The sequence below is a fragment of the Dactylosporangium sp. NPDC051485 genome, from assembly GCF_040682015.1.
Taxonomy (GTDB): domain Bacteria; phylum Actinomycetota; class Actinomycetes; order Mycobacteriales; family Micromonosporaceae; genus Dactylosporangium.
This window is the reverse complement of the sequence record NZ_JBFAZW010000099.1, coordinates 19,931-39,594: the sequence shown is the minus strand read 5'-3', so window position 1 is coordinate 39,594 and position 19,664 is coordinate 19,931. Positions and strand designations below refer to the sequence as shown.

At 73.7% G+C, this 19,664-nt stretch carries 21 protein-coding genes; 12 read left to right on the top strand and 9 right to left on the bottom strand.

What is annotated here, in order from left to right; all coding sequences use genetic code 11:
• The 3 genes from AB0M46_RS39720 to AB0M46_RS39710 form a co-directional block, all read right to left on the bottom strand.
• Window positions 1-995, bottom strand: a 995-nt coding sequence (locus AB0M46_RS39720; RefSeq protein ID WP_363345008.1) for an FAD-binding oxidoreductase, incomplete at its 3' end; no start/stop codon positions are given.
• Between the two features lie 69 nt (window positions 996-1,064).
• The gene (locus AB0M46_RS39715) at window positions 1,065-4,742 is read right to left on the bottom strand and encodes a BTAD domain-containing putative transcriptional regulator (RefSeq protein WP_363345006.1); all 3,678 of its coding nucleotides are present in this window, start codon (window positions 4,740-4,742) and stop codon (window positions 1,065-1,067) included.
• Between the two features lie 58 nt (window positions 4,743-4,800).
• Complete coding sequence (locus AB0M46_RS39710) at window positions 4,801-5,205, bottom strand: hypothetical protein (RefSeq protein WP_363345004.1); 405 nt, start codon at window positions 5,203-5,205, stop codon at window positions 4,801-4,803.
• Window positions 5,206-5,437: 232 nt separating this feature from the next.
• Between AB0M46_RS39710 and zwf the strand changes: the two genes are divergently transcribed.
• Window positions 5,438-6,940 (top strand): glucose-6-phosphate dehydrogenase, encoded by a 1,503-nt coding sequence (zwf, locus tag AB0M46_RS39705; protein WP_363345002.1) that lies wholly within the window; start codon window positions 5,438-5,440, stop codon window positions 6,938-6,940.
• A 127-nt stretch (window positions 6,941-7,067) separates the two neighbouring features.
• On the opposite strand, the gene AB0M46_RS39700 is transcribed toward zwf, so the two are convergent.
• From AB0M46_RS39700 to AB0M46_RS39690, 3 genes are all read right to left on the bottom strand, one after another.
• Window positions 7,068-7,655, bottom strand: coding sequence for a DUF3558 family protein (locus AB0M46_RS39700; protein ID WP_363345000.1), 588 nt, complete (start codon window positions 7,653-7,655; stop codon window positions 7,068-7,070).
• A gap of 77 nt (window positions 7,656-7,732) precedes the next feature.
• Window positions 7,733-8,536, bottom strand: a complete 804-nt coding sequence (locus tag AB0M46_RS39695; protein ID WP_363344998.1) for a polysaccharide deacetylase family protein — start codon at window positions 8,534-8,536, stop codon at window positions 7,733-7,735.
• Between the two features lie 13 nt (window positions 8,537-8,549).
• On the bottom strand, window positions 8,550-8,933 hold the full coding sequence (locus tag AB0M46_RS39690) for a VOC family protein (RefSeq protein WP_363344996.1): 384 nt from the start codon (window positions 8,931-8,933) through the stop codon (window positions 8,550-8,552).
• 77 nt (window positions 8,934-9,010) lie between these two features.
• Between AB0M46_RS39690 and AB0M46_RS39685 the strand changes: the two genes are divergently transcribed.
• From AB0M46_RS39685 to AB0M46_RS39670, 4 genes are all read left to right on the top strand, one after another.
• On the top strand, window positions 9,011-9,181 hold the full coding sequence (locus AB0M46_RS39685; protein WP_363344994.1) for a hypothetical protein: 171 nt from the start codon (window positions 9,011-9,013) through the stop codon (window positions 9,179-9,181).
• Window positions 9,182-9,267: 86 nt separating this feature from the next.
• On the top strand, window positions 9,268-9,570 hold the full coding sequence (locus tag AB0M46_RS39680; RefSeq protein ID WP_363344992.1) for a hypothetical protein: 303 nt from the start codon (window positions 9,268-9,270) through the stop codon (window positions 9,568-9,570).
• Between the two features lie 36 nt (window positions 9,571-9,606).
• Window positions 9,607-9,801 (top strand): hypothetical protein, encoded by a 195-nt coding sequence (locus AB0M46_RS39675; RefSeq protein ID WP_363344990.1) that lies wholly within the window; start codon window positions 9,607-9,609, stop codon window positions 9,799-9,801.
• A gap of 53 nt (window positions 9,802-9,854) precedes the next feature.
• Window positions 9,855-11,324 (top strand): NAD(P)/FAD-dependent oxidoreductase, encoded by a 1,470-nt coding sequence (locus AB0M46_RS39670; protein WP_363344988.1) that lies wholly within the window; start codon window positions 9,855-9,857, stop codon window positions 11,322-11,324.
• A gap of 13 nt (window positions 11,325-11,337) precedes the next feature.
• On the opposite strand, the gene AB0M46_RS39665 is transcribed toward AB0M46_RS39670, so the two are convergent.
• Window positions 11,338-12,318, bottom strand: coding sequence for a fatty acid desaturase (locus AB0M46_RS39665; RefSeq protein ID WP_363344986.1), 981 nt, complete (start codon window positions 12,316-12,318; stop codon window positions 11,338-11,340).
• A gap of 87 nt (window positions 12,319-12,405) precedes the next feature.
• On the opposite strand from AB0M46_RS39665, the gene AB0M46_RS39660 reads away from it, so the two are divergent.
• Window positions 12,406-13,071, top strand: a complete 666-nt coding sequence (locus AB0M46_RS39660; RefSeq protein WP_363344984.1) for a copper homeostasis protein CutC — start codon at window positions 12,406-12,408, stop codon at window positions 13,069-13,071.
• Window positions 13,072-13,238: 167 nt separating this feature from the next.
• On the opposite strand, the gene AB0M46_RS39655 is transcribed toward AB0M46_RS39660, so the two are convergent.
• A complete protein-coding gene (locus AB0M46_RS39655) occupies window positions 13,239-14,348 on the bottom strand; it encodes a ricin-type beta-trefoil lectin domain protein (protein WP_363344982.1) in 1,110 nt (369 codons plus the stop codon).
• A 202-nt stretch (window positions 14,349-14,550) separates the two neighbouring features.
• Here AB0M46_RS39655 and AB0M46_RS39650 point away from each other — a divergent pair, with 202 nt between their 5' ends.
• Genes AB0M46_RS39650 through AB0M46_RS39625 form a run of 6 tightly spaced genes read left to right on the top strand, consistent with a single transcriptional unit; the run spans window position 14,551 to window position 18,489 of the window.
• Entirely contained in the window at window positions 14,551-14,889 is a 339-nt protein-coding gene (locus tag AB0M46_RS39650) for a MazG nucleotide pyrophosphohydrolase domain-containing protein (RefSeq protein ID WP_363344980.1), read from the top strand.
• Window positions 14,886-15,509, top strand: coding sequence for a hypothetical protein (locus AB0M46_RS39645; protein ID WP_363344978.1), 624 nt, complete (start codon window positions 14,886-14,888; stop codon window positions 15,507-15,509). Before AB0M46_RS39650 ends, AB0M46_RS39645 begins: the two co-directional genes overlap by 4 nt.
• Before the next feature lie 49 nt (window positions 15,510-15,558).
• The gene (locus AB0M46_RS39640; protein WP_363344976.1) at window positions 15,559-16,068 is read left to right on the top strand and encodes a MarR family transcriptional regulator; all 510 of its coding nucleotides are present in this window, start codon (window positions 15,559-15,561) and stop codon (window positions 16,066-16,068) included.
• On the top strand, window positions 16,065-16,859 hold the full coding sequence (locus AB0M46_RS39635; protein ID WP_363344974.1) for an ATP-binding cassette domain-containing protein: 795 nt from the start codon (window positions 16,065-16,067) through the stop codon (window positions 16,857-16,859). Before AB0M46_RS39640 ends, AB0M46_RS39635 begins: the two co-directional genes overlap by 4 nt.
• The gene (locus tag AB0M46_RS39630; protein ID WP_363344972.1) at window positions 16,819-17,640 is read left to right on the top strand and encodes an ABC transporter permease; all 822 of its coding nucleotides are present in this window, start codon (window positions 16,819-16,821) and stop codon (window positions 17,638-17,640) included. The genes AB0M46_RS39635 and AB0M46_RS39630 overlap by 41 nt, the downstream gene beginning before the upstream one ends.
• Before the next feature lie 27 nt (window positions 17,641-17,667).
• A complete protein-coding gene (locus AB0M46_RS39625) occupies window positions 17,668-18,489 on the top strand; it encodes an SAM-dependent methyltransferase (protein WP_363344970.1) in 822 nt (273 codons plus the stop codon).
• Window positions 18,490-18,551: 62 nt separating this feature from the next.
• On the opposite strand, the gene AB0M46_RS39620 is transcribed toward AB0M46_RS39625, so the two are convergent.
• On the bottom strand, window positions 18,552-19,580 hold the full coding sequence (locus AB0M46_RS39620) for a LacI family DNA-binding transcriptional regulator (RefSeq protein ID WP_363344968.1): 1,029 nt from the start codon (window positions 19,578-19,580) through the stop codon (window positions 18,552-18,554).
• Window positions 19,581-19,664: the final 84 nt, after the last annotated feature.

Genomic DNA, 19,664 nt, shown 5'->3' with positions numbered 1-19,664 from the left:
GCCGCGCCGAGCAGCGCGTCGAAGGCGGCGCCGTCGAGGTCGCCGAGCATGGCCGCGGCGCCGACCGACGGGCTGGGGCCCTCGGGGTCCATGTGCAGGCGGGACAGCGCCGGAGCGGGCACGTCGGCGAACGTGTCCATCTCCGGCTTGAGCGCGCACAGCGGGGCGAGCACGGCCGGGTCGCCCAGCGCCGCGCCGTCGACGACGAGCAGCTGCCGGCCGCGGACGGCCTCGGGGAGCTGCGGCACCGGCGGGACCTGCAGCAGCCGGGCCGCGGTGGTGACGTGGTCGGGGGCGGCGACGGCCCACTCGGCCCAGGCCGGCAGCACCCGGGCCGCCTCGCGCCAGTCCCAGACCAGCCAGCCGGCGTGGGCGGTGGTGATCGGGAAGAGGTCGAACTCGACCGCGGTGACGACGCCGAAGTTGCCGCCGCCGCCGCGCAGGGCCCAGAACAGGTCCGGCTCGGCGCCGGCGGTGGCCCGCACCGGCTCCCCGCCGGCGGTGACCAGCTCGATCGCGGTCAGGCTGTTGGTCTGCAGGCCGTGCTGCCGGGAGTACCACCCGATGCCGCCGCCGAGGGAGTAGCCGACGACGCCGACGTCGGGGGAGGAGCCGTGCAGGGCGGCGAGGCCGTGCGGGGCGGCCTGCTCGACCACGTCGATCCACAGCGCGCCGGCCTCGGCCCGGGCGGTGCGCCGGGCCGGGTCGACGGTGACGGCGGTCATCGCGGACGTGCGCAGCAGCACGACGTCGTCCAGGGGTCCGAGCGGGCCGGCGTGGTGGCCGGTGCCCTGCGGGGCGACCCGCAGGCCGGCGGCCCGGGCGGCCCGGACGACGTCGGCCACCTCGGCGGCGTCGGCGGGGAAGGCCACGGCGGCCGGGCGCTGGTCGACGGCGACGTTCCAGGGCATGCGGGCCGTGTCGTAGCCCGGGTCGCCGGGAAGGTGGACCGCGCCGCCGCACAGGCCGCGCAGGGAGTTCGCAAGGCTGGTCATGGCGAACACGGTGCGGCCGGACGGTTGGGCCGCACTTGCGGCCGACCTGAGGACGACGTGAGCCGAGTGTCAGCCGGTCGTCCGTTTGCGGCGGATCGCGGCGAGGGTGTCACGCACCGTGCCCGGGGTGAGGAACAGCTGCTGGGCGATCTCCCGCTCGTCGGCCCCGCCCTCGGCCAGTGCGAGCATCCGCCGCTCGCCGGTGGTGAGCTGGACCGGCGGCTCGGCCGGCACGTCCTCGCCGCGGGTGCTCAGCGCGGCGGCGACGTCGGCCCGAAGGCCCAGCGCCCCGCACTCCTCGGCCAGCTCGAGCGCCTCCCGCAGCAGGTCGACGGGGTCGTCCACGACCCGGCCGAGGGCGAGCAGGGCCCGGGTGTACTCCAGCCGGGCCTCGGTCGCGCCGAGCAGGTCCACCGCCTCGCGCAGCCGGTCCTCGTCGGCGGCGAGCTCTCCGGCCAGGCGCAGCGCCCGCCCGACGGCCCGCCGGCTGCCCCAGGCCCGCATCACGGCGAGGTCCTCCTCGGCCGCGGCGAGGGCCTCGGCGCCGCGGCCGAGCGCGGCCAGGGCCTGGGCGCGCAGGCTGCGCTCCTCGAACCACTGGGGGTTGCCGGCGTACGGCCCGGCCGGCAGCACGGCGAGCGCCTCGGCGGGCCGTCCCTCGGCCATGAGCAGTGCGGCGTGGGCCTGCGTGACCAGCCGCACCCCGTCGCCGACCCGCGGCCGGTCCCGGTGGGTGTCGAGGTAGGCGCGGGCCTCGGCCAGCCGGCCCTGGTCGACGAGGACCCGGATGAGGTACGCCTCGCCGTAGGCGATGCCCAGCGCCGGCACCCCGCCCCAGGCGAGGCTCTGCTCGTTGGCCGCGGCGAGCCGGTGCGCGGCCTCGGGCAGGTCGCCGCGCTGCCACTCCCGCCAGCCCGACCACAGGTGGGCGGCGAGGACCGTGAACAGCGAGCCGCGGGTGTGCCCGAGCGTCAGTGCGTCGTCCCAGAGCGTGCCGGATCCGGCGTCGGCGGCCTCGAGCACCACGCCGGCGATCACCCAGAACAGGCCCGGGTCGCCGTCGAGCAGGGCCCCGCCGTCCAGTGCGAAGCGGGCCAGCCGGACCGCCTCGTCGCGCTGTTCGCCGCGGGCCAACATCTCCCACGAGCGGTTCGCGGCGAGCATCCGGGCCCCGAGGCCGTCGCCGGCGATCTCGGTGCCGGAGCCGCCCGAGACGAAGGCGTCGCCGCTGTACATGTACGTCGCCGTGCGCTCCAGCGCGGCCATGGCCTGCCGCTCGTCGGCGAACTGCGGGGCGAGGCGCCCGGAGGCCTGCCGGGCGAACGCCGGGGCGTTGCCCTCCGGCCCGGCGAAGATCAGCGTGTGCAGCAGCATCCGGGCGACCGCCGCGAACGTGGCCGGGTCGGTCGCCGGGTCGTCGTAGGCGGCCCGCAGGTGGGCGATCGCGGCCGGCCCGTCGCCGAGCGTCTCGACCTGGCCGAGGGCGAGCAGGACGGCGGGGCGCAGCGCGGGCTCCGGCGGCTCGGCGAGGGCCCGGCGCAGGTACGCGACGGCCCCGTCCGGCGCGCCCCGGCGCAGCGCCGTGCCGGCCGCGGCGCGCAGCACCTCGACCACCCAGGCCTCGCCGCGCTCGGGCATCTGCAGCAGGTGCGCGGCGATCTGCTCGGCCGCGGCCCCGGCGGCGGCCAGCGCCCGGGCCGCCCGCTCGTGCTGCAGCTGCCGCTCGCCGGGCGGCAGGTCCTGGTAGACGGCGTCGCGGACCAGCGGGTGGACGAAGGCGACGGGGTACTCGTGCCGGACCACCTCGGCCCGGGCGAGCGCGGCCACGGCCTGGGCGGCGGCCGGCTCGCCCACCCCGGCCAGCGCGGCGATGCTCGGCAGCCCGGCCCCGTCGCCGAGCACCGCGACGGCCCGGGCGACGGCGGTGCTGTCGGCCGGCATGCGGCGCAGCCGGAACAGCACCATGCTCGACACGGCCCGGGAGCCGACCGCGGTCACCGTCCCGGCGTGCGCGGCGATCGGCCGGACCCCGCTGGCGTCCAGGGCCCGCAGCAGCTGGCGCAGCAGCAGCGGGTTGCCGGAGGTGGTGCGGTGGCAGGCGGCGACGAACCTGTCCTCGACCGGTTCGCCGAGGCCCTCGCGGACCAGGTCGGCGACCCCGGCGACGCTGAGCGGGCCGGGCCGGATCGCCGTGGTGGCGGGGTCCACCTGCAGCTCGGCCAGCAGTGCCTCGTCGTCGTACTGCTCGCCGGTGCGCAGGGTCGCCACGACGAGCACGGGCATGCCCTCGAGGCGCCGCACGAGGTACGCCAGGAACCGCAGCGACCCCGTGTCGCACCACTGCAGGTCGTCGACCACGATCGTGAGGGGGCGGGCCGAGGCGGCGTTGGCGGTGAGCCAGTACAGCCCGTGCAGGGCGGCGAAGGTGTGATCCCCCCGGCCCTGCGCCTCCCCGGTCAGGTCGAACACGGCCGTCGCCGACGCCGCCGCCCCGGACAGCAGCCGCTCCCGGGCCGCCGGGTCGGTGAGCGGCGCCTCGAACAGCTGCCGGGCCACGCCGAAGCCGAACTCCTTCTCCAGCTGGCTGCCGCGGGCGGTGAGCACGAGCGCCCCGCGCGCGGCGGCGATGCGGCGGGCCTCGGTGAGCAGGCGGCTCTTGCCGATCCCGGCCGGGCCTTCGATCAGCACCAGGCGCGCGAGCCCGGCGAAGGCGTCGTCGGCCGCGTCGCGCAGCGCGGCGACCTCGCGTTCGCGGTCGACGAGCTGTTCCCGCCCCCGGGATCCGGCATCGGTACCGCCCGGAGCCCGCCCGCCCGCACCGGTTTCCGGCGCCGGCTCCACCGCTCGCTCCTGCGCCGGATTCGCACCGGTATGCGGGCCTTCAGCCGGGTTTGCCGCCCCACGAAATGCTGATATGTCCGAAAAATCTGGCGCCTGCGCCGGATTTTTCGTGACCTCGACCGCTTCAGACGATATGACCGGCGTGGCGTTCAACGTGGGGGACTGGGCCAGGACCTCGGCCTCCAGGGCGCGCAGGGCCGGGCCCGGGTCCACCCCGAGCTGATCGGACAGCGTCTGGCGGGCCCGCCGCAGCGCGCCGAGGGCGTCGCCCTGCCGGTGTGCCCGGTACAGCGCCACGACCAGCAGCCGCCACCGCTTCTCCCGCAGCGGCTGATCGGCGACGAGCGCCTCCAGCTCCGGCACGAGCACCGCGCTCTCGCCCAGGGCCAGGCGGGCGGCCAGGACCTCCTCGCGGGCCACCTCGCGCAGCTCGCCCAGCCGGGCCGCCTCGGCCTGCGCCCAGGGCTCGTCGGCGAACTCCGCGTACGCCGGGCCGTGCCACAGGCGCAGCGCCCCGTCGAGCAGGTCGCGCTGTTCGGCGTACGACCGCAGCCGCAACGCGCCGTGCACGAGGGCGTCGAAGCGCCAGGCGTCGACCGCCTCCTCGTCGAGGGCGACGGCGTAGCCGGGCGGGCGGCTGGCGATGACGTTGCCGCGGGCCCGCGCGGTGCCGCCGGGCTCCAGGCGGCGGCGCAGGTGCGAGACGTAGGCCTGCAGGGCCCCGGCGGTGCTGGCCGGTGGGCGGTCGCCCCACACGCAGTCGACGAGCCGGTCGGCCGGCACGATGTCGCCGCGGTTGAGCACGAGCACGGCCAGCACCGCGCGCTGGCGGCGTCCGCCGAGGTCGACGGGCTCGCCGCGCAGCATCGCGGTCAGGTCGCCGAGCACGCTGATCGACAGCTCCACCCGGCACACGCTCCCCGCTCGATTCGCCCTCGAGCAGACAAGTTACCGCGCGCGCGACCTACAGGTAGACGTCCAAACGGCCGGTGAAGAGGCTCTGAGTCTGCAGCCTTTGTTGCTGGATGGCGTCGAAGTTCCCGCGGGAGTCCTCGGCCCGCTGCCGCAGCCGCGCCTCCAGGTCCAGCTGCTGCTGGATGCGCTGCTGGTCGTCGAGGCGCTGCTGCTGCTGCTGGTCGTCGTGCTGCCGCTGGACCTGGGCCTGCCGGTCGGTCCGCTGCTGGTCGATGCGCTGCAGGTCGTCGGTGCGCTGCTGATCCACTCGCTGGTCGGCCAGGCGCTGCTGCTGTTCGAGGCGCTGCTGTTCGAGGTCCTGCTGCATGTCCCGCGAGGTGGGGGTCGCCGTGGCCGCGCTGGTGGTGGCGGCGTTGGTGACGGTGGTGGCCGGCGCTATCGGCGTGATCGACATCGCATACCCCGATTACTCTCCGTTTGATCTTGCCTACGTCAAGTTACCACGCCGCAAGGGTGAGTGGCTGTCGGCTGTCCGTGTTGTGGCGCGCGGCCGTCCCATGGGCCCGGCCTCACCGCCTAGGCTTGACGGTGGTCTGGCAGAGACGCCGGTCACGTTGTGGAATCGTTGCTGCCTGCTTCGGTTGACTCGTAATGTCACGGCGGCAGTCCGACGGAGAGGCTCACCCATGTCCAGCGGCACGGTCCTGCAGGAATCCGACAACCGGCACGCCCCGCCGGCGACGGTGGTCATCTTCGGCGCGTCGGGCGACCTGACCCGCCGCAAGCTGATCCCGGCGATCGAGAGCCTGGCCCGGCACAACCGGCTGACCGAGCGGTTCGCCGTCGTCGGCGTGGCCCGCACCCCGATGGACGACGAGCAGTTCATCCACGCCGTCCTGGGCGACCGCGGCCTGTCCGGCATGCCGCAGCTGGCCGGCGCCGTGCGCTACATCGCCGGCGGCTACGACGACCCCGAGACCTACAAGCGTCTCGCCACCGTCCTCGACGAGCTCGACCAGCAGCGCGGCACCTCCGGCAACCGGATCTTCTACCTCTCGACCCCCGCCGAGGCGTTCCCGCTGGTCATCAACGGCCTCGCCGGCGCCGGGCTGCACCAGGCCACCGAGGGCTCCTTCTCCCGCCTGGTGATCGAGAAGCCGTACGGCCACGACGAGCGCAGCGCCAAGCAGCTGGACCAGACCGTGCACGCCGCCTTCGACGAGTCGCAGGTCTTCCGCATCGACCACTACCTGGGCAAGGACACCGTCCAGAACGTCCTGGCCCTGCGCTTCGCCAACGCGATCTTCCAGCCCATCTGGAACCGCACCTGGGTCGACCACGTCCAGATCACCGTCGCCGAGACGCTCGGCGTCGGCACCCGCGGCAGCTTCTACGAGCACGCCGGCGCGATGCGTGACATCGTGCAGAACCACGTGCTGCAGGTCCTCGCCCTGGCCCTGATGGAGCCCCCGGCGTCGTTCTCGGCCGAGGCCGTGCGCAACGAGAAGGTCAAGCTCCTGCAGGCCATCCGCCTCCCGCGCGGCCGCGACATCGACGACATCGCCGTGCGCGGCCAGTACACCCGCGGCGGCACCCGCGAGGAGCTGATGCCCGGCTACCGCGAGGAGCCCGGCGTCGACCCGCTGTCGCGCACCGAGACGTACGCCGCGCTGCGCCTGGACGTCGACAACTGGCGCTGGGCCGGCGTGCCGTTCTACGTGCGCACCGGCAAGCGCCTGCCGAGCCGCGTGACCGAGGTCGCCCTGCAGTTCCAGCGCCCGCCGCACCTGCCGATCCCGGACTCCCAGCTGACCGAGCTCCAGCCCGACGCCCTGATCCTGCGCATCCAGCCGGACGAGGGCATCGCCCTGCGCTTCGGGGCCAAGGTCCCCGGCCACTCCTTCCGGGTCCGCTCGGCGAGCATGGACTTCTCCTACGACAAGACCTTCCGCGAGGAGTCCCCGGAGGCCTACGAGCGCCTCCTGCTCGACGCCCTGATCGGCGACACCACGCTGTTCATCCGCTCCGACGAGGTCGAGCAGTGCTGGCGCATCGTCGACCCGATCATCGAGCGCTGGGCCGAGGACACCAGCCCCATCCCCACCTACGAGGCCGCCTCGTGGGGCCCGACCGACGCCAACCGCCTCATCGAGCGCAGCGGCCGGTCCTGGCGCAACACGGTAGCCTGACCGCTCCCGTCCTTCAGTTCCTTCAGCTCTTTCAGCTCAGCAGGGCCCGGGCCTCGCGATTCGGCGGGCCCGGGCCTTGCGGGTTCAGCACGGCCCAGCGGGTCGGGGTGGCGCCGTACGGTCGAGGTCACCGGCCGGCCAGGCGGGGCAGGACCTCGGCGGCGGCGCGGCGCTCCACGGCCAGGTTGGCCGCGTCGCTGGACTTCGGGCTGGCGTAGACGTCCACGTTGCGGCCGTCCTCCCAGATGAACAGGTGCCCGCTGAGCGAGTAGGCGGCGGCGCCCACCCCGGCCACCGGCGTGGCCTGCCGGTCGCGGATGTCGAAGTTCTCGCGGGTCTCCAGGCTCACGGTGATGGTGAGCTGGCCCCGGGACAGCTGCCACTGGCAGTAGCGCGAGGTCGGCGAGCTGCCGCCGTCGTCGGTCATCAGCGTCACCTGCTCGCCGGTCAGTCCGGTCACCTCCGCCTTGGTCAGCAGCCGGCAGATGTCCGGCAGCGCGGCCGGCGCGTGGGAAGGCGACGCGGCGGCGGACGCGTGCGACGGCGACGGCGCGGTGGTGGGCGCCGGCGCGGAGACGGTCGCGGAGGCGGCAGGCGCCGGTTGCGAGGAGGCGACGGCTGCGGCGGTCGGGCCGGCGGCGTGCTTGGCGCAGCCGGTCAGGGCGAGCGCGGCCAGGGCGGCGGCGAGGCTGGGGGCGAGGCGGTTCGACGGCATGCAGCGACGGTGCGGCAACGCCGGGCCCGGCGGCGCGGGAACCGGCCGACATGGCACGGTTCCGGTAGCTCGCGCGACTACAGGGCGACGAACTGCAGGCCCCGGGCCAGCAGCGCCGGGATGACGGTGCTCAGGGCGGCGCAGGTCTGCGAGCGGTCGCCGCCGCCGTCGTGGCACAGCAGGATGTCGCCCGGGCGGGCGGCCATCAGCCGCTGCGCGATCGCGCCGGTGCCCGGCTTGGTCCAGTCGCGCGGGTCGGCGTCCCAGTTCACCGGGGTCATCCGGGCCTGCGCGGCGGCGGCGAAGACCGCGGGCGATACGGCGCCGCCGGGCGAGCGGAAGACCGTGGGCACCTGGCCCGTGGTGTCGTAGATCTTCTCCTGGGCCCGGTCGATCTCCTGCTGGACCTTCTCCGGCGACAGGCCGGCGATCCCGGCCGGATGGCTCCACGTGTGGTTGGCGATCTGGTGACCGGCGGAAACCACGTTGCGGGCCAGCGGCTCGTGGCCGAGGACCTGGTTGCCGATCAGGCAGAACATGGCCGGCACGTGGTAGCGCTCCAGCAGGTTGAGCACCTTCGGCGTCCACATCGGATGCGGGCCGTCGTCGATCGTCAGCGCCACGGCGTTGGGCGGGAAGTCCGGGCCGGGCACGACCTTGCGGTACTCCGCGAGCGTGAACACCGGCTGCGTGAGGGGCGCCATCGGCGGGGCCGTGGGCGGCGGAGGAGGGGGCGTCGCAGACGGCGACGGCGCGGGCCGCGGCTCCGCCCTCAGCAGCGCCGGCGTGGCGCGGACCACGGAGTCGCCCGCGACCAGCGAGGCGCCTCCGACCACCAGCCCGGCGCTGAGCAGCCGTCGGCGCGAGAGGGCGCGGGTCATGTGGGGGCACCTCCTAGTTCCAGCGGACGGCGTTGTCCTCGCTGAGGGTACCGGGACGATCGAGGACCACGCAGAAGACCAGGCCGGCGGGGTCGCGCATGACCTGCCAGTGCTCGGCCCGCTCCACCCGCGTGGCGCCGAGCGCCTCCAGGCGGGCCACCTCGGCGTCCAGGTCGTCGGTGTGGAAGTCGAGGTGGACGCGGGACGGCCCGTCGCCGAGTCGCTGGGCCAGCAGCAGCATGTCGTGGTGGGGCAGCTTGGCCCCGTGGAACGCGGGATGCTGCGGCACGATCTCGAGCTGGGCGCCGGCCGCCCCCGACCAGAACGCCACCGTGGCCTCGTGGTCCGGGCGCGGTGCGTCGATCACGATCGCGTAGAGCCTGCTGAAGTGCGTCACGGCAGCAGTTTTACCAGCAGGTGCCTGTTCGTGCCCCGTTGGTTGTGCCCGGCCCGGTGATCTCGGACGATGCTGGCATGAGCACCGACGACCTATCGGCGGCGGCGCCCGCCCACACCCCCGACTTCGACGGCGCCGACTTCGGCCGCATCGACGACCACCTCGGCGACGAGCTGACCGACGACACCTGGGATTTCGATGACGCAGGCGCCGCGGAGCTCGGCCTGGCCCGCGACATCTCGCTCTAACCCGTTTGAGCCCGAACGACCCCGACATTAGAACACATGTTCGAGTATCATTAGGACGTCTTCGATCGTTGCCTGAGGTGGGGGTGGTGACGATGCACCTGACCGATCCGCTCGGCTATGCGGTTCGCCTCGACTGGCCCTCGGCGGACCACGCCGCCAGTCACGAGTTCACGCAGTTCACGACGAGCCTGGACCGGGCGCTGCGCCGGGCCGCCAGCACCCGGCGGTTCTGGTCCAGGGGGCCGCTGCGCCCCCTCGCGGTCACGGTCGTGCTGATCGGCCGCGGCGCCTACCGGGCCCACGCCCGGGACTGCACGTCCCGCCGCTGCCCGACGACCGCGCCCCTGCTGGGCCTGGGGGCGGACGCCGGGACGTCGCTGCTGCGCTAGGGCTGGGCCGCGCGCGGGCTGGCGATCAGGGTCGCGGTGGACGCCCCCGACGAGGCCGGCCGCCGCGCGATCGCCGTGCACGCCCGCCCGGATGGCGCCGAGGAGAAGCCGCCCGCCCGGCGCCGTGTCCTGCCGCGCATGGCGTCCTGTGGCGAGCTCCAGGGCGACGCCGACGCGCGGGGCGTTGCCGGGCAGGCAGGCGTAGCAATCCGCAGCAGCGCAAAGGGGTGAATGTGATGCATTTCCCCCTTGGTCCGGGCGGCCGCGGCGCGCAGGCTGAAGACATGCCCCCGCCGGAGCTGGAACACCTCGACGTCGTCATCGTGGGCGCCGGGCTGTCCGGTATCGGCGCCGCCTACTACCTGCAGCGCGAGCACCCGCGGCGCAGCTACGCGATCCTCGAGGCCCGGGCGGCCAGCGGCGGGACGTGGGACCTGTTCCGGTATCCGGGCGTGCGCTCCGACTCCGACCTGCACACGTTCGGGTACGAGTTCCGGCCCTGGCGCGACGAGCGCTCCATCGCCGACGGGCCGGCGATTTTGACGTACCTGCGCGAAACCGCGGCCGAGCACGGCATCGACCGGGCCGTGCGCTACCACCACCGGGTCGTGGCGGTGCACTGGTCGACGCCGCAGGCCCGCTGGCGGGTCGAGATCGAGCGGGCCGACACCGGCGAGCGCACCGCCCTGACCTGCGCGTGGCTCTTCTGCGCAGGCGGGTACTACCGCTACGACGAGGGCTACACCCCGGCCTTCGAGGGCGTGGAGGGATTCCGCGGTACCGTCGTGCACCCTCAGGCCTGGCCGGAGGAGCTCGACTACGCGGGCAAGCGGGTGGTCATCATCGGCAGCGGGGCCACCGCGGTCACCATCCTGCCCGCGATGGCCGGCACCGCCGCGCACGTCACCATGCTGCAGCGCACCCCGACGTACATCCTGCCGGCCCCGTCCCGCGACGCCCTCGCCGCGCGGCTGCGGCGGCTGCTGGGCCCCGAGCGGGCGCACCGCGCGGTGCGGCGGTTCAACATCGCCCGGCAGCGGGCCATCTGGCGCTTCTGCCAGCAGCACCCGCACACCGCGCGCCGGCTGATCCGCTGGGTCAACGCCAAGCAGCTGCCCGAGGGGTATCCGGTCGACGAGCACTTCAACCCGCCGTACCACCCCTGGGACCAGCGGCTGTGCCTGGTGCCCGACGGCGACCTGTTCCGGGCCCTGCGCAAGGGCACCGCGTCCGTGGTCACCGGGCGCATTGCGGGCTTCACGGAGACCGGGGTGCGCCTGGAGTCGGGCGAGGAACTGCCCGCCGACGTCGTGGTGACCGCCACCGGCCTCAACGTGCAGGCCTTCGGCGGGGTGGCGATCAGCGTCGACGGCACGCCGGTGCACCTGCCCGGCACGCTTGCCTACAAGGGCGTGATGCTGTCCGGGGTGCCCAACCTGGCGTACGCGATGGGCTACACGAATTCGTCGTGGACGCTCAAGATCGGGCTGCTGTGCGAGTACTTCTGCCGCGTGCTCGCGCACATGGACGCGCACGGCTACGACGTGTGCCGGCCCGAGCCCGCCGACCCGGGCATGGCGACCCGGCCGTTGCTCGACTTCGGCGCCGGCTACATCCAGCGGGCGCTGGACCTGCTGCCGCGGCAGGGCGACCGGGCCCCGTGGCTGACGTCGATGAGCTACCACTCGGACGTGAAGCTGCTGCGCCACGGCCGCATCGCCGACCCGGAGCTGCACTTCGCGGCCCGGGCGTGATCGACCGCCGGGCTCAGCGGCCCGTCGAAGGCGTGGCCGGCACCTGCGCCGGCCACTGCGGCGCCGTGTCGGCGGGCGGGAGCGGGCGCACCTCGTCCGCGGTCAGCGGGATCGGGCCCCGCAGCTGCCGGGCGAGCGCGGCGAACCAGCCGAGGTGCGACTCGTCGCCGTCGGCCACGAACGCGGCCCGCAGCTCGTGCCAGCGCAGGCCCGGGTGGCGGTGGTGGACGTTGTGCAGGTTGAACGCCAGCACGAAGAGCTCCAGTGGCCGGGGCAGGCGCAGGTTCATGGCCTCGAGGGGCCGCTCCAGGCGGGTGCGGTAGTGGTACGCGTTGTCGGCCAGTGACACGATCACGGCCCGGGCGCCGACCGCGCTCCACAGCATCCAGGCGTGCCGGCTGTAGAGGACGGTGGATCCGGTGTACGTCACGACGACCGCCAGCGCCTCCAGCCGGAACCTGCGGAGGTTGTCGCGGCGGGCGACCCGCTCGAAGAGCAGCCCGGTGACCGAGTCCAGCGAGTCCGTCCTGCGCACCAGCATCCGCCAGCCCGGGCGGGGCAGCAGGACCAGCACCACGGAGGCGAGCTCGGCGAGGTACAGGCCACCGAGCAGCCGCGGGTAGTACGTGCGGGCGGCGGCCAGCCAGGACGAGCGCTGCGGGTCGTACACCTCGGTGCGCTCCCGCTGGGTGCGGCTGTACCGGTGGTGCAGCAGGTGCCCGGCCTTGAGCAGGGTGAACGGCCCGCCGTAGCCGACCGCGAGCGTCCGCCCGAGCCGGTCGTTCCAGCCGCGGTGACGCAGCAGGGTGCCGTGGATCCCCTCGTGGATGAGCGACCACAGCGGCATCGTGGTGAGCGCGATCGGGACCAGCAGCCAGCCCCACCGCGCATCGTGCGGCAGCAGCAGGAGGGGCAGCGCGACGAGTTGCACCAGCAGGACGGCGATCGCGGTGGCCACCAGCGTGATCGCCAGGGCGGACTGACGGCGGACCATGGTTCGCACGCTAATCCGGCGAAGGAAACCACTGAGTGACTTCTTCACGAAAGCTTTGCTTCACCCGCGGCCTGCAAGGATTGCGGCATGCTCCTGGAGATCATCGTGCTGGACGCCATCGACGCCCGTAACGCCGCTGACGGCGGCGCGAACCGGGTCGAACTGGTCAGCGACATGGCCTCCGGCGGCCTGAGCCCGGCCCCGGCGACGGTGTCCGCGGTGCGCGCCGCCGTCGCGATCCCGGTGCGTGTGATGCTGCGCACCACCCCGGGCTTCGCCGCCGACCTCCCGGCGCTGCGCCGCACGGCCCGCGAACTGCGCGCGGCCGGCGCCACCGAGCTCGTGCTGGGCTTCCTGGACCCGCGCGGCGCCGTCGACACCGCGGCGCTGGACGAGCTGGCCCCCGGCGACGCCCCGTGGACCTTCCACCGGGCCATCGACCACGCCGCCTCCCGCGCGGACGCCTGGCGGGCCCTCGCCGGCCGCCCGGGCCTGGACGCGGTGCTGACCGGGGGCTCCCCGGCCGGCGTCGGCGGCGGCGGCCTGGCCGTGCTGACCGGCGAGGCGGCGGCGCACGGGGCGCTGCTGCTGGCCGGCGGCGGCCTGCGCGACGCCCACCTGCCCGCCCTGGCGGGGGCGGGGGTGCGGGCGTTTCACTCCGGCAGCGCGGTCCGCCCGGACGGCGACTGGTCCGCCCCGGTCTCCCCGGCGCTGGTCCGCCGTCTCCGCGACCGCATCGACGGCCGCCGCTGACCCGCTCGCGGCCGCCGGTCTCCCCGGCGCTGGTCCGCCGCCTTCGGGACCGTGTCGGCGGCTGCTGGTCTCCCCGGCGCTGGTTCGCCGCCTTCGAGACCGTGTCGGCGGCCGCCGCTGACGCGGCCGGGGGCCGGGCCCGTGCGAGCCCGGCCCCCGGTGCGGCGTCAGGAGGGAAGGGACCAGTTCTGGTTGGCGCCGCCGCCGCACGTCCAGATCTGCAGCCGCGTGCCGTTGGCGGAGCTGGGCCCGGTCGCGTCCAGGCACTTGCCGGAGCCGGCGTTGACGTACGTCTGCCCGCTGCGCGTCCACTGCTGCGCGTTGGAGCCGTTGCAGTCGTACAGCTGGACCTTGGTGCCGTTGGCGGTGCCGGCCGAGGTCACGTCCAGGCACTTGCCCAGCGCCCGCAGCGTGTTGTCCGAGGCGCGGGTCCAGCGCTGGGCGGTGGTGCCGTTGCAGTCGTAGAGCTGTACCGCCGTACCGTTGGCGGAACTCGCGTTGGCGACGTCCACGCACTTGTTGCCGTAGCCGACGATCTGGCCCGTGCTGCCCGTCGGGCCGGTGGTCGGGGTGGTCGGGCCGCCCGTCGGGTTGCTGCCGACCCAGGCGCTGGCGGCCGCGGCGCCGGTGTTGTCGATGGCGGTGTTCGACTCGACCGGGCTGGGGACGCTGCTCGGGAAGACGATGAAGGTGACCGGGCCGGCCGTGCCGCCGCTGGCCGGGTTCGGGTCGATGCCCAGCGCCGTGGCCAGCGCGTAGGAGCCCTCGCCGATGATGTTGTTCGGGCCCTCGTCGGCGAAGACGGCGTACGCCACCTGGTTGTTGTAGACGACGGCCGCGACGGCGCCGGGGCGGATGCCGTTCGCTCCGTAGTCGAAGCGGGAGCTCGGCAGCGGGATGACGTAGTAGCGGGTCACGTCCGAGGTGAAGTACGAGCCGGTGGACGTCGAGAACGAGGTCTGCGGCTGGTACCAGGGATCGGTCGAGGCGTTGCAGCGCGAGGTGCTGATGCCGTCGCAGTCGATGTCCATGTCGGCGGTCCAGAAGTACGCCGAGCCGCTCTTGCAGATCGCGACGGTGTCCGGGGCGCCGTCGTCGGTGGCGTACTTGCCGTTGGACACCTGGCTGCAGGTCTGGGTCTTGGCCAGCAGCTGGCTCGCGGTCGGCCCAGCGGCCAGCGCCGCGTTGCCGGAGGTGGTGAGGGCGAATGCGGCGGTGGCGGTCAGTGACAGCGCCACGGCCACGACCGCGATGAGCGGGATGCGGTACCTGGTCACGGGCAGGCTCCTAGGAAGACTCGGGGGACGGTCTCCCGACGGCGAGCGGACGGAACCGCCGAAGGTTGAAAGACAGGTAACCTGACTGACAGATATCTGTCAATACTCCTGTTCGCCGGGCAGCAGCGCCCGCGCCTCGTCGACCTTGCCCGCCCGCACCAGGCCGGTGATCGTCGTGCGGAACTCGGCGGGTAGTTCCGTCATGCTGAGCATTGTGGACAACCCCCGCCCCTTCGCGCTCGAGGATTTGCCCCGGGCGGCGGCCGACGTGGCCGCGAAACTGACCGAGGCCGGCTTCACCGAGGCGCCGCACCTGCGCCAGGCGCTCGCCCTGGCCGAGGAGGCCGGCGAGTTCGTCGGCGCGGTCCGCCGTTACTACGGCCTGGCCCGCCGCACCGGCACCTTCGAGGACATGGAGGCGGAACTGGCCGACGTGGTCATCACCGCCTTCGTCACCGCCCACACCATGGGCATCGACGTGGAGCGGGCCGTCGCCGCCAAGCTCGGCGTGCTGTACACCCGCGGGTGGCGCGAGTCATGACCTGGTTCGAAGCGGTCGGGTGGGCCGGATCCGCGCTGCTGGTGTGGTCGCTGCTGCAGCGGCGCCTGCTGCGCCTGCGGGCGTTCAACCTGGTCGGCTCGCTGATCCTGGTCGTCTACAACGCCGGCGTCCAGGTCTGGCCGATGGTCGGCCTCAACCTCACCCTGGCCGGCATCAATGTCTGGCAGCTGTACTCGCTGGTGCGCACGCGCCACGACGAGCGCACGTACCAGGTCGTCGAGGTCGCGACCGACGACAACTTCCTGGCCCACGTGGTGCGGGTGCACTGGGCCGACATCGCCAAGTTCAACCCGGCGTTCCGGTTCGACGAGGAGCATCGCCTCGCCTTCCTGACGCTCAACGGCGACGAGGTGGTGGGCGTGCTCATGCTGCGCCCCGACCCGCAGGACCCGTCGGTGGCGCAGGTCGAGCTGGACTACGTCACGCAGCGGTACCGCGACCTCAGCCCCGGCGAGTTCGTCTTCCGCCGCAGCGGCCAGCTCACCGCCCACGGCTTCCGGCGGGTGCTCACGCCGCCGGGGATGGTCGCGCCGTACTACGCCCGCCTGGGCTTCCAGAAGACCCGCGACCAGTACTGCCTGGATCTCCCTTCCGCTTGAGCGCTGTCGTCCCTCGTAATTAGCTCTGCTAACGAGGTATATTGGCCGTGTGGATCACGAAGCCTTGGCGGAGTCCCTGTCCGCGCAGCTCAACGGCGTGCGCCGGGTGCTGCGCCGGCGGGTCCGGGCCGGCCTCGACGTCGAGGAGCTGACCGGCAGTCAGGTGGAGGTGCTGCGCCTGGTCGAGTCGGCCCCCGGCATCGGGGTGGGCGCCGCCGCCCAGCAGCTGCGGCTGGCCGGCAACTCGGTGAGCACGCTGGTCAACCAGCTGACCGAGGCCGGCCTGCTGCGCCGCGAACGCGACCCGGCCGACCGCCGCTCGGCCCAGCTGTTCCTGACCCCGGCCGCGGTGACCCGCCTGACCGCCTGGCGGGCCGCGCGGATGGCCCTGCTGTCCGCGGCGCTGGGCGCGCTGGAGCCGGGGGAGCGGGCCGCCCTGGACGCCGCCATGCCGGCCCTGGCCCACCTGACCGACGTGCTGAACTCCGCGGTGGCTGGTGCTTCAGATCCTAGTTTCCTAGGAAGCGCTACGGAACGTGACGGGGGAAGGGGCGTATGACCTCGGCGGCGGTGGAGATTGCCGGGCTGCGGCACCGGTTCAAGGAGACGCTGGCGGTGGACGACCTGTCGCTGAGCGTGCGCCCGGCCGAGATCTTCGGGCTGCTCGGGCCGAACGGCGCCGGGAAGACGACCACGATCCGCGTGCTCACGACGCTGCTGCCGCCGCAGGCCGGGAAGGTCGCGGTCTTCGGCCTCGACGTGCGGCGCAACCGGATGGCGGTGCGGCGGCTCATCGGGTACGTGCCGCAGGCCCTCTCCGCCGACGCCGCGCTCAGCGGCCGCGAGAACGTCGCCCTGTTCGCCCGGCTCTTCGACGTGCCGCGGGCCGAGCGCCGGGCCCGGGCCGACGCCGCGATCGAGGCCATGGGGCTGCGCGAGGCGGCGGACCGGCCGGCGTCGACGTACTCCGGCGGCATGATCCGCCGGCTGGAGCTGGCCCAGGCCCTCGTCAGCGCCCCGCGCCTGCTGGTCCTCGACGAGCCGACGATCGGGCTGGACCCGGTGGCGCGGGCCGGGGTGTGGGAGCGCATCACCCAGGTGCGGGCCGAGACCGGGATGACGGTCCTGGTCACGACGCACTACATGGAAGAGGCCGAGGAGTTCTGCGACCGGGTGGCGCTGATGCACCGCGGCCGGATCCGCGCGCTCGGCACCCCGCCGGAGCTCATCGCCTCGGTGGCGGGGGAGAGCCTGGACGACGTCTTCCGGCAGTACACCGGCGATGATCTCGACTCGGGAGGGTTCAGCGATGTCCGCGCAGCTCGCCGCACCGCACGCCGGCTCGGCTGAGGGGCGGCCCGCCGGCCCGGTGCGGGTGCTGATGACCCGCGTCGTGGCGATGTGCCTCGTGGAACTGCAGAAGCTGCGCCGCGACCGGACCGAGGTGATCACCCGTGCCATCCAGCCGGCCCTGTGGCTGATCATTTTCGGCCAGACGTTCACGCATCTGCGGGCCATCCCGAAGGGTGGCATCCCGTATCTGGACTTCCTGGCGCCGGGCATCCTGGCCCAGTCGGCGCTGTTCGTGTCCATCTTCTACGGCATCCACATCATCTGGGAGCGGGACGCGGGTGTACTGGCGAAGCTCATGGTGACGCCGACCCCCCGCGCCGCGCTGGTGACCGGCAAGGCCTTCGCCGCCGGGATCCGCGCCCTGGTGCAGGCCGTGGTGGTGCTCGTGCTGGCCGCGGTGCTCGGCGTCTCGCTGAGCGCCAACCCGCTGCGGCTGCTCGGCACCGCGGTGGTGCTGGTGCTGGGTTCGGCGTTCTTCTGCTGCCTGTCGATCACCCTGGCCGGCCTGGTGCTCAAGCGCGACCGGATGATGGGAATCGGTCAGGCCATCATGATGCCGCTGTTCTTCGCGTCGAACGCGCTGTACCCGGTGGCGGTGATGCCGGGCTGGCTGCGCGTGCTGAACCACGTCAACCCGCTGAGCTACGAGGTCGACGCCCTGCGCGGCCTGTTGATCGGCACCCACGCCCACCTGCTGCTGGACTTCGGGGTGCTGGTCGGATCGGCGGCGGTCGCGGTGTTCGTGGCCTCGGCGATGCTCGGACGGCTCACGCGCTGAGGCAGTGGTGTTCTACGATACGTAGCCATGACCGACACCGGCGGCCTCGAGCGCATTGACACCAGCGTTGCCCACCCGGCCCGGCGGTACAACTACTGGCTGGGCGGCAAGGACAACTTCGCCGCCGACCGGGAGTCCGGTGACGCGATCGCCAAGGTGTATCCCGCGATCCGCACCACGGCCCTGGAGAACCGGGCCTTTCTGCGGCGGGCGGTGCAGTACCTGGCCGAGGAGGCGGGCATCCGCCAGTTCCTGGACATCGGCACCGGCATCCCGACCGCCGACAACACCCACGAGGTCGCCCAGTCGATCGCCCCGGACTCGCGCATCGTCTACGTCGACAACGACCCGATCGTGCTGACCCACGCCCGCGCGCTGCTGAGCAGCACCCCGCAGGGCGCCACCGCCTACATCGACGCCGACCTGCGCGACCCCGCCGCGATCCTGGCCCACGACAGCGTCCGCCAGACCCTGAACTTCGACGAGCCGATCGCCCTGATGCTGATCGCCATCGTCCACTTCCTCTTCGACGAGCACCACCCGCGCGAGACGGTCCGCCACCTGATCGACGCCCTGCCGCCGGGCAGCTACGTGGTGATGACCCACGGCACCTCGGACTTCGCCGACCCGGCCCTGCGCGCCCACGTCGAGGCCGAGATCCGCGCCGGCCGCCTGCGCCTCGACGCCGTGCCCCGCTCGAAGGACGAGATCGCCGCCTTCCTCGAGGGCCTGGACATCGTCGAGCCGGGCATCGCGCCGGTCGTGGAGTGGCGCAACCCCGTCCCGGAGTCCGACCGCCCGCCGCTGGCCGACGCCGCCTTGTACGCCGTCGTCGCCCGCGTCCCGTAACTCCCGCGGACCGGCGACGGCGACGGCGGCTCGGTCCCGTGCGCCCAGGCCCGCGCCGCGCGTCAGGCGGGGGCGGGCACGGGGCCGGTGGAGCCGCGGACCGTGAGGTGGACGGGGAGCATGACCTGCTGGCGGGTGGTGGGGGACGGGGCGGCGGTGCGGTCCAGCCGGGACAGCAGCATCGACACGGCGACGCGGCCGGCCTGTTCGATCGGGGCGGTCAGGGTGGTCAGCGGCGGGTGGCAGAAGTCGGCGCCGAAGATGTCGTCGCAGCCGACCACGCTGAGGTCCTCCGGGACGCGGACGTGGCGCTCGCGCAGGCGCTGCAGGATGCCGATGGCCAGCAGGTCGTTGAAGACGATGCAGGCGGTGGCGCGGGTGTTGAGCACGGCGTCGGCGGCGGCCGGGCCGGAGCCGCGGCCGGACGGGAACGGGCCGACGCGGGTGAAGGTCAGGCGGTGGCGGGCGGCGACGGCGCGCATGGCGTGCCAGCGGGCCTCGTTGGGCCAGGAGCGCTGGGGGCCGGAGACGTAGGCGATGTTGCGGTGGCCCAGGGACAGTAGGTGCTCGGCGGCCTGGCCGATGCCGGCCGGGGTGTCGATGATGGCGCTGGGCACGCCGGGGACGTTGCGGTTGATGGTGACGAGGGGGATCTCGCCGGCCAGGCGGGCCAGTTCGCGGTCGGGCAGGCGGGAGGCGGCGAGGATGGCGCCGTCGAGGGAGCGGCGCATCTTGTGCAGCATCTCGGCCTCGAGTTCGCCGGTGTCTTCGGTGTCGATGAGCAGCTGGGCGTAGCCGGCCGCCTTGAGCTGTTCCTGGGTGCCGCGGATGACGCCGAAGTAGAACGGGTTGGTCACGTCGGAGACGAGCACGGCGATGGCCCGGGTGCGGCCGGAGGACAGGGCGCGGGCGGGGGAGTTGGGGACGTAGCGCAGTTCGCGGGCGGCGGCCTCGATGCGCTCGCGGGTGGCGGCGTTGACCCGGCCCGGGTTGTTCAGGGCGCGGGAGACGGTGGAGGCGGCGACGCCGGTGGCCGTGGCGATGTCGTTGATGGTGACGGGGCGGGTCCCGTCTGTCCCGCGGGGCGGCATGGCGGAAAGCCAAGCAGATTTGGCAAAAGATGGCAAACGATTGCCATGACTTTTGCCACACTGATAGCGTCCGCTCGATCCGCT

Excerpts from the sequence above, each read along its gene's own strand:
- AB0M46_RS39665 (WP_363344986.1), bottom strand. The coding sequence starts at position 12,318 with ATGGTCCGCCGTCAGTCCGCCCTGGCGATCACGCTGGTGGCCACCGCG.
- AB0M46_RS39630 (WP_363344972.1), top strand. The coding sequence starts at position 16,819 with ATGTCCGCGCAGCTCGCCGCACCGCACGCCGGCTCGGCTGAGGGGCGG.
- AB0M46_RS39685 (WP_363344994.1), top strand. The coding sequence starts at position 9,011 with ATGAGCACCGACGACCTATCGGCGGCGGCGCCCGCCCACACCCCCGAC.
- AB0M46_RS39645 (WP_363344978.1), top strand. The coding sequence starts at position 14,886 with ATGACCTGGTTCGAAGCGGTCGGGTGGGCCGGATCCGCGCTGCTGGTG.
- AB0M46_RS39700 (WP_363345000.1), bottom strand. The coding sequence starts at position 7,655 with ATGCCGTCGAACCGCCTCGCCCCCAGCCTCGCCGCCGCCCTGGCCGCG.
- AB0M46_RS39650 (WP_363344980.1), top strand. The coding sequence starts at position 14,551 with ATGCTGAGCATTGTGGACAACCCCCGCCCCTTCGCGCTCGAGGATTTG.
- AB0M46_RS39625 (WP_363344970.1), top strand. The coding sequence starts at position 17,668 with ATGACCGACACCGGCGGCCTCGAGCGCATTGACACCAGCGTTGCCCAC.
- AB0M46_RS39635 (WP_363344974.1), top strand. The coding sequence starts at position 16,065 with ATGACCTCGGCGGCGGTGGAGATTGCCGGGCTGCGGCACCGGTTCAAG.
- AB0M46_RS39660 (WP_363344984.1), top strand. The coding sequence starts at position 12,406 with ATGCTCCTGGAGATCATCGTGCTGGACGCCATCGACGCCCGTAACGCC.
- AB0M46_RS39710 (WP_363345004.1), bottom strand. The coding sequence starts at position 5,205 with ATGTCGATCACGCCGATAGCGCCGGCCACCACCGTCACCAACGCCGCC.
- zwf (WP_363345002.1), top strand. The coding sequence starts at position 5,438 with ATGTCCAGCGGCACGGTCCTGCAGGAATCCGACAACCGGCACGCCCCG.
- AB0M46_RS39695 (WP_363344998.1), bottom strand. The coding sequence starts at position 8,536 with ATGACCCGCGCCCTCTCGCGCCGACGGCTGCTCAGCGCCGGGCTGGTG.
- AB0M46_RS39670 (WP_363344988.1), top strand. The coding sequence starts at position 9,855 with ATGCCCCCGCCGGAGCTGGAACACCTCGACGTCGTCATCGTGGGCGCC.
- AB0M46_RS39620 (WP_363344968.1), bottom strand. The coding sequence starts at position 19,580 with ATGCCGCCCCGCGGGACAGACGGGACCCGCCCCGTCACCATCAACGAC.